General features: G+C 43.4%; 13 protein-coding genes. 12 read left to right on the top strand and 1 reads right to left on the bottom strand.

Features of this window, described 5'->3' with window-relative positions:
* The first annotated feature begins 151 nt into the window (after positions 1–151).
* The 4 genes from MKY95_RS13575 to MKY95_RS13590 all read left to right on the top strand — a co-directional run bounded on the left by MKY95_RS13575 (position 152) and on the right by MKY95_RS13590 (position 5107).
* Positions 152–1846 (top strand): M3 family oligoendopeptidase, encoded by a 1695-nt coding sequence (locus MKY95_RS13575; protein ID WP_127551573.1) that lies wholly within the window; start codon positions 152–154, stop codon positions 1844–1846.
* 246 nt (positions 1847–2092) lie between these two features.
* On the top strand, positions 2093–3244 hold the full coding sequence (locus MKY95_RS13580; RefSeq protein ID WP_036608771.1) for an iron-containing alcohol dehydrogenase: 1152 nt from the start codon (positions 2093–2095) through the stop codon (positions 3242–3244).
* A gap of 158 nt (positions 3245–3402) precedes the next feature.
* Positions 3403–4341 (top strand): tyrosine-type recombinase/integrase, encoded by a 939-nt coding sequence (locus MKY95_RS13585; protein ID WP_101313923.1) that lies wholly within the window; start codon positions 3403–3405, stop codon positions 4339–4341.
* Positions 4342–4384: 43 nt separating this feature from the next.
* The gene (locus MKY95_RS13590) at positions 4385–5107 is read left to right on the top strand and encodes a hypothetical protein (protein WP_101313924.1); all 723 of its coding nucleotides are present in this window, start codon (positions 4385–4387) and stop codon (positions 5105–5107) included.
* Here the strand turns inward: MKY95_RS13590 and MKY95_RS13595 are convergent.
* On the bottom strand, positions 5104–6108 hold the full coding sequence (locus MKY95_RS13595) for a hypothetical protein (protein WP_101313925.1): 1005 nt from the start codon (positions 6106–6108) through the stop codon (positions 5104–5106). The genes MKY95_RS13590 and MKY95_RS13595 overlap by 4 nt on opposite strands.
* Positions 6109–6729: 621 nt before the next feature.
* Between MKY95_RS13595 and MKY95_RS13600 the strand changes: the two genes are divergently transcribed.
* The 8 genes from MKY95_RS13600 to dctA all read left to right on the top strand — a co-directional run bounded on the left by MKY95_RS13600 (position 6730) and on the right by dctA (position 17839).
* Entirely contained in the window at positions 6730–7899 is a 1170-nt protein-coding gene (locus MKY95_RS13600) for a glucose-1-phosphate adenylyltransferase (RefSeq protein ID WP_036608767.1), read from the top strand.
* 26 nt (positions 7900–7925) lie between these two features.
* A complete protein-coding gene (glgD, locus tag MKY95_RS13605; RefSeq protein WP_036608765.1) occupies positions 7926–9029 on the top strand; it encodes a glucose-1-phosphate adenylyltransferase subunit GlgD in 1104 nt (367 codons plus the stop codon).
* A gap of 336 nt (positions 9030–9365) precedes the next feature.
* Positions 9366–11798: a glycogen/starch/alpha-glucan phosphorylase gene (locus tag MKY95_RS13610; protein WP_036608763.1), complete on the top strand. Its 2433-nt coding sequence runs from the start codon at positions 9366–9368 to the stop codon at positions 11796–11798.
* Between the two features lie 264 nt (positions 11799–12062).
* The gene (locus tag MKY95_RS13615; protein ID WP_036608761.1) at positions 12063–12932 is read left to right on the top strand and encodes an effector binding domain-containing protein; all 870 of its coding nucleotides are present in this window, start codon (positions 12063–12065) and stop codon (positions 12930–12932) included.
* Between the two features lie 41 nt (positions 12933–12973).
* Entirely contained in the window at positions 12974–13432 is a 459-nt protein-coding gene (locus MKY95_RS13620) for a VanZ family protein (RefSeq protein ID WP_339199225.1), read from the top strand.
* Positions 13433–13763: 331 nt separating this feature from the next.
* A complete protein-coding gene (locus MKY95_RS13625) occupies positions 13764–15455 on the top strand; it encodes an alpha-glucosidase (protein WP_143781014.1) in 1692 nt (563 codons plus the stop codon).
* A gap of 97 nt (positions 15456–15552) precedes the next feature.
* Positions 15553–16245 carry a metal-dependent hydrolase gene (locus MKY95_RS13630; RefSeq protein ID WP_036670618.1) on the top strand — a complete coding sequence of 231 codons (693 nt, stop codon included), beginning with the start codon at positions 15553–15555 and terminating at the stop codon, positions 16243–16245.
* 238 nt (positions 16246–16483) lie between these two features.
* Positions 16484–17839: a C4-dicarboxylate transporter DctA gene (gene dctA / locus MKY95_RS13635; RefSeq protein ID WP_339199228.1), complete on the top strand. Its 1356-nt coding sequence runs from the start codon at positions 16484–16486 to the stop codon at positions 17837–17839.
* Positions 17840–17906: the final 67 nt, after the last annotated feature.

Genomic DNA, 17906 nt, shown 5'->3' on the forward strand with positions numbered 1-17906 from the left:
AATATTTGTAACCATTCATGTTGCACAATTTGACCGATGGACAAATATTTTTCGTAATTATGGGATTTTTTAGCTGCTCTTTTGTATAATAGGGGGTAGTTTAACTCGGGATACTCCCGAAATTCTGCCAAACAGGAAAGGGTGTACATAAATGAAATTTAGTGAGTATACGTATACACGTCCGAATCTGGAACACATCAAGACATCTTTCCGTGAGCTGTTGAGCGGTTTTGAAGCTGCGGCAACGGTTGAAGAACAGAGTGGGTTCATGGATCAGATTAACGCGCTGCGCAGTGATTTTGAGACACAAGCCCAATTGGTCTACATCCGTCATTCCATTGATACCAATGATGAGTTTTATAAGGCGGAGAACGAATTTCTGGATGAGAATGCACCAATTGTGCAGGAATATATTACGGATTTTTACCGTGCATTGGTTAACTCCAAATTCCGCAACGAGTTGGAACAAAAATGGGGTTCACAGCTGTTCCAACTGGCGGATCTTTCACTGAAAACATTCAGCCCGGAAATTATTGAAGAACTTCAGAAGGAGAACAAACTTTCCACAGAATACAATCAATTGATCGCATCGGCCAAAATTCCGTTCGAAGGTGAAGAGCGCACGTTGCCACAGCTTCATCCATTTGAACTGTCCACGGATCGCTCCATGCGGGAGCGTGCTTCGGAAGCCAGATACACGTTCATGGCTGAACATGAAGCTGAATTCGATCGCATTTACGATGAACTGGTTAAAGTACGTACACAGATCGCGAAGAAACTTGGTTATCCAAGCTATGTGGAACTCGGCTATGATCGCATGAACCGTACGGATTACAACGCCGAGATGGTTGCTAATTTCCGGGCACAAGTTCGTGATTATATCGTGCCTGTGGCGACCAAGCTCAGAGAGCGTCAGCGTAATCGGATTGATGTGGAGACGCTGTATTATTACGATCAGGGCTTCAGCTTCAAGACGGGTAACCCGACACCTAAGGGTGACGCGGACTGGATTATCGATAATGGTAAAAAAATGTACGCTGAATTATCACCAGAGACGGATGCATTTTTCCAGATGATGACCGAAAACGAGCTTATGGATCTGGTAAGCAAAAAAGGTAAACAGGGCGGCGGCTATTGTACGTTCCTGAACGATTACAAAGTGCCGTTTATCTTCTCCAACTTCAACGGTACCTCCGGTGATATTGATGTATTGACACATGAAGCAGGTCATGCTTTCCAGGTGTATGAGAGCCGTGATTTTGCAGTGCCTGAATACAACTGGCCGACATATGAATCGGCTGAGATTCATTCCATGAGTATGGAGTTCTTCACATGGCCGTGGATGCAGTTGTTTTTCAAGGAAGATACGGACAAGTACAAGTTTGATCACCTGTCTTCCGGTCTGTTGTTCATTCCGTATGGTGTAGCTGTGGATGAATTCCAGCATTTTGTGTATGCGAACCCGGATGCAACTCCAACGGAGCGCAAGCAGGCTTGGCGCAACATTGAGAAGACCTATCTGCCACACATCAATTACAAAGATAATGCGTATTTGGAGCAAGGTGGTTTCTGGCATAAACAGGGTCACATTTTTTCATCGCCATTCTATTACATTGACTATACGTTAGCACAAATCTGTGCATTCCAGTTCTGGAAACGCAGCAATGAGGACATGAAGTCCGCATGGGCCGACTATCTGACATTGTGCAAAGCGGGAGGAAGCCTGTCCTTCACTGGATTAGTTGAACTGGCTGGATTGAACTCTCCATTCGAGGATGGCTGTGTATCCTCCGTAATTGGTGAGATTGAGGCATGGCTTGACGGCGTGAACGATAAGGCGCTGTAAGCCTTCGTAAGGATGCTTTTAGTGTAAGTACCTTCGGTAAGGTATAAGTAGTGGATAAAGCTTTAAAATAGATAAGTAAGACGGCTTGGAGACCTTCGGGTGTCTGGGTCGTCTTTTTCATTACGGAGAAAAATCAACCGCAAGTGTAACATTTATCGGATTCATTGTGATTTATTTCACTATATCTGAAAACGGATTCAGTTACAATGAAGATAGTAAATCAGGGGTTACAGGAGGCTGGTTCAAATGGCAACACATGCATATTATGTTCCGCCCGTGAACTTGATGGGTAGAGGCTGTTTACAGGAAGCAGGTCAGATGATTGAACAGATGGGTATCCGCAAAGCGCTGGTTGTAAGTGATCGCCAATTGATAACTTCAGGCGTTGCTGAACAGGTACTGTCTATACTAAGAAAATCAGGGTTAGACTATGTAGTATATGATGAGGTTCAGCCTAATCCAACATGTCAGAATGTACATGATGGACTACAAGTATTCCAGGATCATGGCTGTGACGCCATTATATCGATAGGCGGAGGTTCACCGCAGGATGCTGCCAAAGGCATTGGCATTGTAGCTACGAATGGTGGGCATATCCGTGAATATGAAGGATTTCATCAATCAAAACATAAGTCCGTGCCACTTGTGGCGGTTAACACAACGGCTGGCACATCGAGTGAGGTGACAATTAACTACGTGATTACAGATGAGGAACGTAAAGTGAAGATGGTGATGGTGGACCGCAACAGTCTGGTCTCCCTGTCGGTTAATGATCCTGAGCTGATGCTCAGCAAACCTGCAAGTCTCACAGCGGCCACAGGAATGGATGCGTTGACACATGCCGTAGAAGCGATGGTTACACCCGGTGGATTTACAGTGACAAGTGCGACAGCTGCAGCAGCTGTTGAACTGATCTTTGAATACTTGCCAAGAGCCGTGAGAGACGGCAGTGATCTGGAAGCGCGGGAACATATGACGTATGCGTGTTTCCTTGGCGGGATTGCTTTTAATAATGCAGGCCTGGGTTATGTCCATGCGATGGCGCATCAACTGGGTGGCGTATATGATCTGCCGCATGGTGTCTGTAACGCAATGTTACTCCCCTATGTGGAAGAGTTGAACGCCAAGCATGTACCCGGCAAATTCCGTCATATTGCTAAGGCAATTGGTATGGATGTGAAGGGTAGAAGTGATGAAGAGTGTTCCGATTACGTCATTGAGGCCATACGTCAGCTATCGAAGGAAGTCGGCATTCCTGAGAAACTGTCTGAACTGGGTGTAAAAGATCCCGATGTGGAACTGCTTGCCGATAACGCGATGAAAGATGCCTGTGCACCAGGCAATCCCTATCAACCGTCCAAGGATGAAGTGATGGAGCTGTTCCGCAAAATTATATAAGTGAGAACGTATCGAGTCGGAGGGGATCCGGCTCTTTTTTGTTTTTCAAATCTCGGATATTGTATCTATGCCTTTGGGCATCTTCACAAATGGAGTTCAATGCGTAATAATGTAGGTCGGGCCATTGGCAACATATGACATCGACATCAGGAGGCATCATGAGACTTAGTACAAGTAACCTAAACACCTATATTAAGCAATATGAGACTTATTTAAGCGTGGAGCGTAATCTATCCCTTAAATCCATTAAAGCCTATCTGTCTGATCTCAACAGACTTGTAGAATGGCTTGATACTAAACATATTCATGATGTAACCAGAGAAAATTTACGAATGTATCTGGAACAATTAAACAGTGAACACACACTTAAAGACTCGACCATTAAAAGAAAGTACATATGCTTCAAAGCATTTTTTAATTATTTGGTTCAAAGCGGAGATATAATCGAGTCCCCAATTATTGGTTTCGGAAAAAAATTCAAAACGGCAAGACGTATTCCAAAGACACTTTCTGTCAATGAGGTTGAAAAGTTACTAAATGCACCACAAGAGCACATGAAACAATTACACACGAGTTTTAGAAGAAGAATCAACCTTCGTAACGATGCTATCATTGAACTGCTCTATGTTATTGGAATTCGTATTGGAGAATTAGTGAATATTGATATGGAGCACATCGATCTCGAAGAGAAAACCGTGTTGATTTTTGGAAAAGGTCGTAAGGAGCGATTGCTCTACATTTCAAGCAGCGAAGTCATCCATAAAATTAAAACATGGTTGCATGCCCGCGAACATTTCGACCCCCAATCTGATGCTCTGTTCCTTAACAAATATGGTGATCGACTCTCCATTTACTCCATTGAGGATATTTACTCTAAATACAGGGATTTATCTAAAGTTAGCAAAAAATCAACACCGCACTATCTCAGGCACAGCTTTGCTACACATCTTCTGAACAATGGTGCAGATTTACGATCAGTCCAAGAAATTCTCGGACATACCAATGTCAGCACGACCCAAATATACACAGAAGTGTCTGTTGAACGGAAGAAGGATGTGCTTTCACGGTTTAATCCGAGAAATAATCTAAAAGTGTAGAGAAAAACCTCCAAATAACTATAAATTATTTGGAGGTCTTGTGATGAAAAGTATAGATAATAAAGAGGTTATAGATTTTTATAATAGTCATGAAGATATTTGGCCAGAGGGTGATAACTGGCATAAGTACACAAAACAACAACTAACACGGTATGTAAACAAGTATATAAAAAAAATTAAAAATGATATTCCATTAAACATACTTAATGCAGGATCAGGAGGCAGCACATATAATCTTAAAGAAGAAATGCACCATTTAGATTTAACGGGTAAATACATATCTCACTTCAATAAATATACTGTTGGAAGTGTTGAAAACATGCCGTTTGAGAACGAGTCATTTAATTTAGGAATTTGTGTTGGAAGTGTGCTTAATTATTGCAATGCGACTAATTCAATATCTCAACTTTCGAAAGTTATCTCTTCAAAAGGATACTTAATCCTAGAGTTCGAGAGTAGTTGGAGCATGGAATTCTATAAGTCATCAGTTCATAAAAAAAACGTTGAAATGGCGGTTACACAGTACTTTAATACAGAACATAAATTATGGGTTTATTCCAAGAAATATATCCATCAAATACTAAAACAAAACGATTTCAAAGTAATTGATTTAGATAGGTTTCATATATTAAGTAGTTATGCTTATAAATACTATAAAAATGAGAATAAGGCGGCACTATTCGCTAATTTTGATATTCTTTTTCGCTTTATTCCAGTTCTTTCACAGTATAGTCATAATATAATAATGCTGTGCCAAAAACATTAAAATTTGTCTCCCTTCTTGCTTGTCACCCATACAACAATAGCTGAAATTATAGCAGGAGCAATTCCAGCAAAACCATATGAGATATCGAGACTAAATCCAAGTAACTTAAACAGATAAATTGATGCAACAACTGTTAATATAGGAATGAATATTATGGATAGTCCCATGATCATATATTTTATTGTTTTACTTCTTTTTTTACTTGCTGGAACTGAACCTGAAGTTATTTGGATATGTGAATCATCTATATAACTTTTGTTGTACTTGACAGCAACATTACTCTTATCATTCATACTTTTTTTAAAATAACTATAATGCTTATCTAAATTAATTTTGTACAATTTCAACTCAGATTCCTCTAAAAATGGAATGTACCAATTAAAGTAATAAGAGTAATATATATTCTTTACAATACTATCGACAGTATCTCTAGAGAGTTGTGATATCTCTGAATTAGTTTGCAAATAGAGCTTGCACTGAAACGAACTCTCGAAGTTATTATTTCCTAATTGTGGTTGTACATAATCAATATCAATACAGCAGAAATTTTCCATATAGATGAGTTTCTTTAAAAATGCACTTTCCTTGTCGATTTGCTTTCCATTTTCACGATCACTAATTTCAGTGATCCAATAATCGACCGAAAAATTCATTCTATCTTTAAAATAGTTTTTTATTAAACTGAATACTGGAAAGAATACAGCATTTACCCTAAAATCCTTGCTAAAAGTAATGTAATCAAATAAAACAAATCTGTTATGCGAGAAATACGCTGTTTCTGAGAACCCAATGACTACATTATCTAGATAAACTGCAAAAACCATAAAGTTAAAATCAGCATTATCATCTCTACTCTTGTCTATCCAATATGATATCTCATTGCTAGCTGTTCTAATTTCTACTGGTGTTTGATCTTCATATATTTTCAAAGCTTTGATATAGTCTTCATCATCTGATTTGCTTATTAATTTTATTTTGTAGCAATTTGTTAATGTACTCAATGTTAACCTCCAAATAATTTATAGTTATTAGTATGTAAATTCCTAATAGATTGCTTTGGCAAATCTGATCATAACTTCTATACTACATCTATCTATTCGACACATTTCTATATAATCCTCTAAAAATTTACAAATTGATTGCCATTTTATGATTCGTAAGACCTGCGTTTTTGATTTTATAGGTTTATGGGTCTAGTAGTGTCACACTTTTACCATGAATTTTCCAAAAGGAGTTTACTTCTCTTATATCGAATACAATATGAATAACAGCGGCATGAGAAGGGGTAATCTTACCCGCAACTTGATGTCGATGTTTTCCAGTAAGATTCCCCAGTCCGTTTCGTGTTTAATGTTAAATAGGAGTAGACTATTTCATTGTTCACGAGCTACACCTTAAGTTCTGCATCTAACATTCACCTCTGTAAGACAGTCAAGCAATTCTACACCAGCATCATCTCTATTCAGGCTTTACAATCCAAGAAGTTCAACTGAAACAAAGATTCACCGGTTACACATCTGTACAGCAAGCTCCTAATCAAGACAACAGTGTCCACACAACAGAATATCGATTATGGGCTCTGAAATGAATCAGAACGAATGCACGTGGAGGAGGCTGTAATGATGGCGAAAAAAGAAGTTGTAGCGATGCTACTTGCCGGAGGGCAAGGTAAGAGGTTAAAAGGATTGACCAAATCACTGGCTAAGCCAGCTGTATATTTTGGCGGCACGTACCGAATCATTGATTTTCCGCTGAGTAACTGCTCTAATTCTGGTATTGATACAGTGGGTGTATTGACCCAATATGAACCACTTGTCTTACATTCCTATATTGGCATTGGCAGTGACTGGGATCTGGATCGGAAAAACGGCGGGGTATATGTACTTCCTCCACATGAACGTGAAGACGGTAGCAACTGGTACCGGGGTACAGCGGATGCGATCTTCCGCAACCTGAACTTTATTGAACAATTCGATCCTGAGCATGTGCTCATTCTGTCAGGGGATCATATCTATAAGATGGACTACGAAAAAATGCTCCAGTATCACAAAGAAAAAGATGCGGATTGCACCATATCGGTCATTGATGTCTCATTGGAAGAAGCCAGCCGGTTCGGAGTGCTGAACACCAACGATGACTATAGCATCTATGAATTTGAAGAAAAACCTCCTGAGCCCAAGAGCACACTGGCTTCCATGGGTATCTATCTCTTCAAGTGGGATGTACTGAAACGTTTCCTGATCCAGGATGAACAACAGGCATCCACCTCCTATGATTTTGGTAAAGATATTATTCCTTTATTGCTTGAAAATGAAAAATCCTTATATGCGTATCCATTTGAAGGTTATTGGAAAGACGTTGGTACCATTCGCAGTCTGTGGGAATCCAATATGGACCTTTTGGACGAAGACACACCGTTTAATCTGAATGATCCGGACTGGCGTATTTTCACACGTAATCCAAACCAACCTGCACAATATATCTCACCTTCGGGAAAGGTGCGGAATTGTATTATTAGTGAAGGTACTGTAGTGCATGGTGAGGTCAATCATTCTGTTCTGTTCTATGGAATTGAAGTTGGTGAGAACAGTGCGGTCATCGATTCGGTGATCATGCCAAGAGTGAAAATCGGGCAAAATGTGCGCATTTACCGAGCTATTATCGCAGAAGGATTGGTTATTCCGGATGGAACACAGATTTCGCCTGCACCGGAAGATGAGAGTGATATATTGCTCGTGGATCAGGAAGAACTGGAACGTCAGCTTCGCCAAGGAATAACCAGCAAGGCCTAATTGAAGTCAAAAGGACGGTGCATGCGATGAAACAATTGATCGGAGTTATTAACCTTGACCATGAACTTGAAGAATTGAAGGAATTGACGTATTTTCGCTGCGGAGCCGCGGTGCCTTATGCCGGACGTTACCGTCTGATCGATTTTGTTCTATCCAATATGATGAATGCAGGCATTGAGAGTATTGGTGTATTTGTACGGCGAAAATATCGCTCGTTGATGGACCATCTTGGTGACGGTAAACCTTGGGATTTGGATCGCAAGCATGGGGGCATGTTTATTTTGCCACCAGACTGGAACGATCCAACAGATACATCACAAGGGGATTTGCAGCATTTCCATAACAATTTGGACTTTTTCCACAGAGGGGCAGGACAATATGTTGTGCATGCGGGCAGTCGCCATGTGACCAAAGCAGACCTCCAGGATGTCTACAGGTATCACATCAGTAAAGGAGCGGACGTTACACTGGTCTGCAAAAAAGTAGATCAGCTGCTGCCTGAACATGACGCCTGTGTCAAAGTTGAACATGACGGGGACGGTAACGTGGTGGACATTCACCAAAGCGCTAATCACCCGAATATATATACAGAAATTTTCATCATGGAAAAAGAATTGTTCTTGCGCCAGGTGCAACGCTGCATCGATCATGGCGAGAGCCATTTCTTCCGGGATGTGATTCAAAAAAATCCGGATGGATTGAATATCGCTGCGTATGCATATGATGGCTATCACGCAGTCATCAATTCCATTGACAGTTATTATCGCAACAGTATGGATCTGCTGAACACAGGGCAATATGAACAACTTTTCAAGGAAGATCCGATCCAGACCAAAATTAAATACGAAGCGCCTGCCAAATACCTGGATACCGCAGATGTTAAACATTCACTTCTCGCGAATGGCTGCATTGTTGGTGGAGAGGTGGAGGACAGCATTCTGTTCCGTGGGGTACAGGTGGCCAAGGGTGCCAAAATAAAAGGTTCCATCATCATGCAGAAATGTTACATTGGTGAGGGGACGGTACTTGAGAATGTCATTCTCGATAAAGACGTGAAGCTGACCGGAGGACAGACGCTGATCGGCGACCCGTCGAATCCATACATTTTAGCGAAAAGTACTATTATCTAATGCCCCCACGTAACCGATATCTTCTATAAATATATATAAAATAAAAATCCTGTAGGATGGATTTTAGGTTCATACACTTACTAAGCATCGGGTGCCACTGTTAGAGCTCCTTCATACGTGCAAACGTAGTGGAGGGGACGAAATCGATTCTGAAGAAGCGAAGCGCTCGCCTTTATCACTGTATTTTCACATCTAAATAATAAATTCAAGAAAATACAGGGGTAACAGCGATCATAAGAACGATTCGTAACCGTAACGGCCACTTTGCACAATGTTGAGCAACAGAGTGTATGAACCGCCACCATCCTGCAGGATTTCCCCGGGAGGAACCTACTTTTGTTTGACAACAAGGAAACGTTCAAGAGTATCTTTACACGGAATCTGGTCAGCAAATTGGGCAAACCGATTGAAGAAGCAACACAGGAAGACGTGTACCATGTACTGGGAAGCATGATTCGTGAATATGCAGGCCAGGATTGGGCAGCGTCGAATCAGGGGTTCAAGCAGCGCCAGGATAAACAGGTCTATTACTTCTCGCTGGAATTCCTGATTGGACGTCTGCTCGGCAACAATCTGTTGAATGTGAATGAATTGGAATTGGTGCGTGACAGTTTAGCTGAGCTGGGCTTCTCCTTGGAAGAGATAGAAGAACAGGAGGCGGATGCAGGACTCGGTAATGGAGGTCTGGGACGACTCGCTGCTTGTTTCCTGGATTCACTCGCATCACTACGATATGCAGGACATGGTTGCGGGATTCGATATAAATACGGGTTGTTTGAGCAAAAAATCATCAATGGTAATCAGGTAGAGTTACCCGACAATTGGCTGGATAAGGGCAATGAATGGGAAGTCCGCCGTCCAGACAAAAAGGTGGAAGTACAGTTCTGGGGCCGAGTAGAAGCTCATGAGCAGGATGGAGAATATCAGTTTGTTACAAAAGATGCCGAATCGGTTGTCGCCATTCCCTATGACGTGCCTGTCATCGGTTATGGTCAAACCCATGTGAATACATTGCGTCTCTGGAGTGCCGAGCCAAAGCGCGAGACTTCACTCGACACCCCTTCGAACTACTACGGTTATCTGGATTATAGCCGATCGGTTGAATCAATCTCGGAGTTCCTGTATCCGGACGATTCCCAGTACGAAGGAAAGCTGCTGCGCTTGAAGCAGCAATACTTCATGTGCTCAGCAGGTGTACAGAGCGCCTTGCGTACGTTCAACAAGCTGGAGCTACCGTATGATCGTTTGCCTGATAAAGTGGCCTTCCACATTAATGACACGCATCCAACCTTGGTTATTCCAGAACTGATGCGCATCCTGATTGATGTGAAGGGTTACGGCTGGGATGAAGCATGGGATATCACAACCCGTACTGTATCGTATACCAATCATACAACGCTTAGTGAGGCGCTTGAGAAGTGGCCTGTATCCATGATCAGTAGGTTGTTGCCACGAATCTATATGATCATTGAAGAGATCAACAAACGCTTCTGTGGCATGCTGCTGGACCGGTATCCGGGAGATCAGGATCGCATAGGGCATTTGGCTATTGTTGCAAACGATCAGGTACGGATGGCACATCTGGCGATTGTAGGCAGTCATAGCGTGAATGGTGTTGCTGCTCTGCACACCGAGATTTTGAAAGAGCGCGAGATGGCTCCGTTCTATGAACTGTATCCAGAGCGTTTCAATAACAAAACCAATGGTATCACCCATCGCCGCTGGTTGATGCATGCCAATCCGAAACTGTCGGATCTCATCACGGATACAATCGGTAACGAATGGATAACAGAGCCGGGCAAGCTGGACCAGTTGGCTGGTTTTGCGGATAATACATCATTCCAGGAGCAGTTCCGTTCAATTAAGCGGGATAACAAAGAGCGGCTTGCTGCGTATATTCTGGATCATACCGGGACAGCAGTGAATCCGGATTCCATCTTTGATGTACAGGTGAAGAGACTACATGGGTACAAACGTCAACTGTTGAACATTCTGCATGTTATGCATCTGTATAACCGGCTTAAGAATGATGCTTCGTTTGATATGGTACCACGTACGTTCATCTTTGGTGCCAAGGCAGCGCCGAGTTATTATTTTGCCAAGAAAATTATCAAGCTGATTAACAACGTGGCTGACACGGTGAATCGGGATGCGGCCGTGAATGACCGCTTGAAGGTATTTTTCCTCGAAAATTATTCCGTCTCTCTTGCAGAGAAGATCATTCCCGCTGCGGATGTTAGTGAACAGATCTCAACCGCAGGTAAGGAAGCTTCCGGTACGGGCAACATGAAATTTATGATGAACGGTGCTTTAACGATTGGCACGATGGATGGAGCCAACGTGGAGATGGCGGAGCAGGTTGGGGAAGAAAATATGTTCATTTATGGTCTGCGTGCAGACGAAGTGCTTGAGTATTATCGTTCCGGCAGCTATCGTCCGAATGAGATTGTGCAGCACGATGAACGCATTCGCGAGGTCGTGGAGCAACTGGTGCATCCAGGTGCATTCTGTTATCGTGACGGGGAGTTCTGGGATATTTATGACTCCTTACTGGCCCATGGTGACGAATACTTTGTATTGCGTGATTTTGCTGCTTATGCCGACGCGCATGCTGCGATTGACCAGGCGTATCGGGATATTCCGGGCTGGACTCGGAAAGCGATATTAAACACGGCACATTCCGGCATATTCTCCAGTGATCGTACCATTAGTGAGTATGCGACAGATATCTGGGGTATTCATCCCGTGTCCGGGAACTGGAAAGGTTAAGAATAGATTGTTAAACAAACAAGTCCCCTTGTTCACAAGAGCTATCTCTGTTGGTAAATCAACCAGCGTAGAGAGCATCTCCTTGTAGAACAAGGGGATTTTGGCATACAGTGTATCATAGTGTCATTCAACTTGAAGATAAGCGAAACTTGCGTATTTTTAATCATACAAGTTCGCACACAAAATCAAAAAAAAGATCTGGATCTCAGTCATACTACATAAGAAATTGTTTGATATTTTGAATTAGATAGGGGAGCCGTCACTATGGATCATTACACACGAATTCAGCTTGCTATTGAGTATTTGGAACAGCATTTGCAAGATGATTTTAATATCAGAGAGACGTCCGCTGCTGCGAGCTTTTCGGCGTTTCATTTTCAGCGTTTATTTCAGGCGATCACGGGATTCACGGTACTGGAGTACGTGCGCAGACGCAGATTAACGGAAGCTGTAGGGATGCTGCGAGGCACATCGGAAGGCATACTGGACATTGCGATGAGCTTTGGCTATCAATCTCAAGAGGCATTTACCCGTGCATTTTCAGCCTACTTTGGAATGACACCGGCGAAGCTACGTAAGCTGGAAGTGGATCAGTTGCCTCTTCTGAAGATGCAACAGAGCATTGATTTTAACGATTATCGAACTTCGCTTGGTGGAACTTTTCACATGAACACACCCCGTCTGGTCACACGGGAACCGAACTGGATTGTCGGCTATGAATATAAGACCAACCTGAATGACAATCAGCATTATGCTGAAATACCCGGATTTTATCACGATTTTGGCATGGAACAGAAATTCATGGCGATCCAGGAGAGGACACGCCCTGATATGGCTTATGGTGTGGCCTGTCATTTTGAAGAGGATGGAGCATTTTCTTTTATTGTGGGTGAAGAAAGCAGTGGAGCATCGCAGGTACTTGAACCCGGTTTTACTTCGATTGAAATTCCGGGCGGCTTGTATGCAGAGTTCACCGTGGAAGGCTCCGGGCAGGATATTCGGAAAATGATCTATGGCAGCTGGTTGCCGCAGTCGAACTATGAACGGAGGGAAGGACCAGACTTTGAAGTGACGGATGTCTGGAAATCGACCCCTGAACAACTGGACATGAAGATATATATCCCGTTAAAATAGACCTTACCGCTTCGCGGAATTCAAGGTCGGAGGACAGATGAATGAGCGAAAAGTCGTGGCTCCACTCCAAGTGGATGCTGACCATTGTTGCTTGCATGGCAGCGCTCTACATACTGATTATGGGCATTTTACTGTTTGTCAGTGGTCGAACACCAGGCATGTATTATCAATATAATCTCGTACCCTTCGAGACGATTCGTCCACTTCTTATGGAGAGGGAGAGGTACAATACAGATACCTGGGTGAAAAACCTGTTTGGCAATATCGTATTGTTCATTCCGCTGGGTATCTGGATTCCATGGTTGTTTCGGAGGAGTCGTACGTTCCTGACCTTTACATCTACAGTTGTTTTGCTTCTGCTGGGTGTTGAGGTCACACAATTGATTACACGTGTAGGTTCGTTTGATGTGGATGACATTATTCTGAACACGATCGGTGCCTGGATAGGTTACGCTGGATTTAAGTTAGTCTTATATTCACAAAAAAAGACTCGGAATTGAACCGCAGATCGCGGTCCATGACCGGGTCTTCTTGCATAAGATACCTTTCAAATGTTTACAAGGGAATCATTTCGGATAAAACATATTAACGGCTTATTTATATCGTGAGCAGAGTTTATATATAAATTTAACTAAACATTTACACGAAACGGAGAGGACAGAAATAACCTGAAGAAGCGAAAGCGTTCGCCTTTATCACCGGATTTTCCCCTTATAAGGGGAATTCATAAAATCTGGGGATAACAGCGATCGGAAGGTTGTTCTGTCATCGGAGTGTCCAGTGTAAATATTCTTTAGTTCAATTTATATATTGAACAATGATGAGAGCGAGGTGGGCGATATCGTTTGGTGGAAAGAGAGTGTGGTATACCAGATTTACCCGAGCAGCTTTAAGGATTCGGACGGAGATGGATATGGCGACTTGCAGGGGATCTATGAGAAACTCGATTATTTGGAGAATTTGGGCGTAGATGTGATCTGGCTCTGTCCCATTTACGATTCACCAGGACATGATAACGGATATGATATCCGGGATTATTACGGCATTTTACGCAAGTATGGCACGATGGAGGATTTTGATCGATTATTGGCAGAGGCCCACAAGCGTGGTCTCAAGATCATGATGGACCTGGTGCTGAATCATACGTCAGATGAACATGCGTGGTTTGCCGAATCACGTTCATCAAAGATGAATCCAAAGCGGGACTATTATATTTGGCGTTCAGGCAAAAATGGACAGGTGCCGAATAATTGGGAGTCCTATTTTGGGGGTTCAGTGTGGAAGCATGATCCCGAGACAAATGAATATTATCTGCATCTGTATTCCGAACAGCAACCGGATCTCAACTGGAACAATGCACAGATGGCAGAAGAGATGTATGAGATGGTGCATTGGTGGCTGGAAAAAGGGGTCGACGGATTCCGTTTCGATGCAGTGGCGCATATCGCCAAGGCAGAGGGGCTGCCAAGTGCCCACAATCCGGATAATCTGCCGGTGGTTCCAGCGTATCAGCTCTTTTCCAACTTGGAACAGGTACACTCGATCTTGAAGAAACTGAATAACATGATCCTGAAACCCTACGGACCCATGACAGTTGGCGAGACTTCAGGACTTGGACCTGAGCAGGCCTTGGCTTATGTGGGCACGGATCGTGACGAGCTTAATATGGTATTCCAGTTTGAGCATATGTTCATTGATGCTAAATCCTCCGGAATTGGTAAGTGGAACTATAAGGAATGGAAATTGACCGATCTCAAAGAAATCATGAGCCGGTGGCAAACGGTTTTGCATGGTAGAGGCTGGAACGCCAATTATATGGGCAACCATGACCAGCCACGTCCGGTTTCCCGTTTTGGTGATGATGGTAAATATCGGGTGCGTTCTGCTCAGATGCTGGCGACATGGATGCTTACACTCGAAGGGACCCCCTACATCTATCAAGGAGAAGAGATCGGCATGACCAATGTCGCTTTCCCGAATATCGAACAATACCGGGACATCGAGACCAAAAATTATTTCAATCATTACATTGGTCAAGGTAAATCAAAGCATGAAGTTATGCAGGCGATCTGGCTGAAGAGTCGCGATAATGCCCGCACGCCGATGCAATGGGATGAGACGGAACATGCAGGGTTTACCCAGGGTCAGCCGTGGATTCAGGTGAATGATAATTATCCTGAGATTAATGTGGCTGATGCCGAAAGTGATCCGCAATCCATTTTGCATTATTACCGTAAGTTAATTGCCCTTCGCAAACAACATAAAGTACTTATCTATGGTGCGTATGAACTGCTGCTACCGGATGATCCGGATATCTATGCCTATACCCGAACGCTGGAAGATGAGCAGATGCTGGTCATTCTGAATTTCCGTGGGCATGAACCTGAGATGCACTGGCCGGAAGGTTGGACTTCCGAGCATGCCAAGCTGATCATCAGCAATGTGAGCAGACGTTATTCTACCGATGAAGGTGCGATTCAGCTTCAGCCGTATGAAGCAAGAGTATATCGTAAGCAGCGGTGACACGGAGGCTAGCGTGATTTTGCGTTGGTGAAGAGGTATGATTTATAATATATAGTGGTTTTCAAAATAATAAAACATATGTCGGGAGGAATCCAAATTGTTGAATATTACGTTCCACGGTCACTCCAGTGTACAGCTGGGCACAGAAGAAAAGTCTCTGATCATTGATCCCTTCCTGCGTGGCAACGAGCTTGCCGTCACGAAGCCTGAAGATATTAAGACAGATGTTGTGTTGCTGACACATGCACATATGGATCACATCCTCGATGCTGAACCTATTGCCAAAGCAAATAACGCCAAAGTTGTGGCTATTGTTGAATTGGCTACATATATGTCTTGGAAGGGTCTGGATACACTCGGCATGAACATGGGCGGAACGGTAGATCTTGAATTTGCTCAAGCTAAAATGATTCAGGCGTTCCATACTTCCGGGATTGTGCTCGAAGAAGAACAACGGATCATGTATGCAGGGTTGCCTGCTGGATATATCATTAATATTGGTGGTAAAACGATTTTGCATGCCGGAGACACAAGTCTCTTCTGGGATATGAAAATGATCGGTGATCGTCATGATATTGATGTAGCTTTCTTGCCGATTGGTGGACATTTCACCATGGGACCTGAGGATGCGCTGCAAGCGGCCGAATGGTTTAATGCCAAACTGACGATTCCGGTTCATTATGATACGTTCCCGGTAATTCGTCAGGATGCGGAACACTTCGTGCAGCAACTTGCTGCAAAAGGGTTGGAAGGACGTGTGCTAGCCCCGGGAGAATCGATTACCCTGTGATGCACATTTAACCGCTGTTCAATAATAAATGGATTTATGGAAAAAGACGAATATCACGTCAAGATAACTGACGCGGTATTCGTCTTTTTTCGGTTTTAGGTTCAATTTTCACCAATAGAGTTGGTACAAATGACAAAAAAATTGAAATTCCATTGTTGAACTCCCTTTTAGAATGATATAAAAAGTTACACGGAAACCAAACGGAAATCCGAATTGACCGCAAACAGGGGGAGCGTTCATGTCATTTATGAAATCATTATTTTTTCAAATTATTGTAGCGGTAATCATCGGGATTGGCGTAGGCATCCTGTGGCCGGATCTGGGTAGCCTGCTGCAACCGCTCGGAACAGGTTTCATCAAATTGATCAAGATGATCATCGCACCACTGATTTTCATGGTGATTGTAACAGGTATTGCCAAGATCGGTGATCTGAAGTCGGTAGGTCGCATCGGGCTGAAAGCCATCGTGTGGTTCGAGATTGCAACTACAGTGGCACTGGTACTTGGATTGGGAACAGCCAATCTGCTTCGCCCCGGTGCCGGAATGAACGTGGACCCTTCAACCATAGATGCAAGCGGCATTGAAGCAAAAACCAATGGTTCCGAGTTACCGCATACGGTAGACTTTATCATGAATATTATTCCGACAAGTGTTGTAGATGCCTTTGCACAAAATGCACTTCTGCAAGTATTGCTCGTGGCATGCCTGTTCGGGGTTGCCCTGGCAGCAACAGAGAGTAAGGCAAAAGAGAATGTACTGACGCTGATTGAGAACTTGCTCGGCATTGTGTTTCGTATCATCGGTTATATCATGAAACTCGCACCAATTGGTGCATTTGGAGCCATGGCTTACACGGTAGGTGCTTATGGGGCTTCCACATTGTCGTCCTTTGGTCTGCTGATTCTGGCCTGTTACGGCGCAGCACTGCTGTTTTTGGTCATGTTGGCATTGGCTGCCTGGTGGATTACCGGGCTAAATTTCCTGCAATTTGTGAAATATACCCGTTCTGAAGTGATGCTGGCGATTGGAACCGGATCATCAGAAGTGGTGATGCCACGCATGATGGACAAACTAACCAAGGCGGGTTGTGATCGTGCGGTTGTGGGTCTTGTAGTGCCGACGGGGTACTCGTTTAATCTGGATGGCGCTTCGATCTATTTATCCTTGGCAACGGTTTTTGTTGCTCAGGCCGTAGGGATTGAACTGACATTGATGCAGCAGATTACGATTTTGCTGGTGTTGATGTTAAGTTCCAAAGGCATGGCAGTAGTACCTGGCTCCGCATTCTTGGCCCTGTCCGCAACGGCAGTGGCTGTCAATGCTTTTCCGGTAGCAGCGGTTGCTCTGCTGCTTGGTGCAGATCGATTCATGGATACAATGCGTGTATTCACCAACTTGATGGGCAACTGTGTCGCAGCATTTGTGGTGGCAAAATGGGAAGGTCTGCTGGATCAAAAGCGAATGCGTGCCGTACTCTCTGGTGAGATCAGTGCCGCTGAACTGGAAAGGGAAGAGCAAGCTGCACTATCTTTATTGAAGTTGAATATGCAGGAAAAACAAGGGAAAGCCGTTGTTTCACCAGAGATGTCGTAAGAGGCGTGTCTCCGCTGTGGTGATGAAGTCAAGTGACAGCAACTTTATAATAACAATCCATTACAAC

It is taken from the genome of Paenibacillus sp. FSL P4-0176, assembly GCF_037975265.1.
Lineage (GTDB): Bacteria > Bacillota > Bacilli > Paenibacillales > Paenibacillaceae > Paenibacillus > Paenibacillus amylolyticus.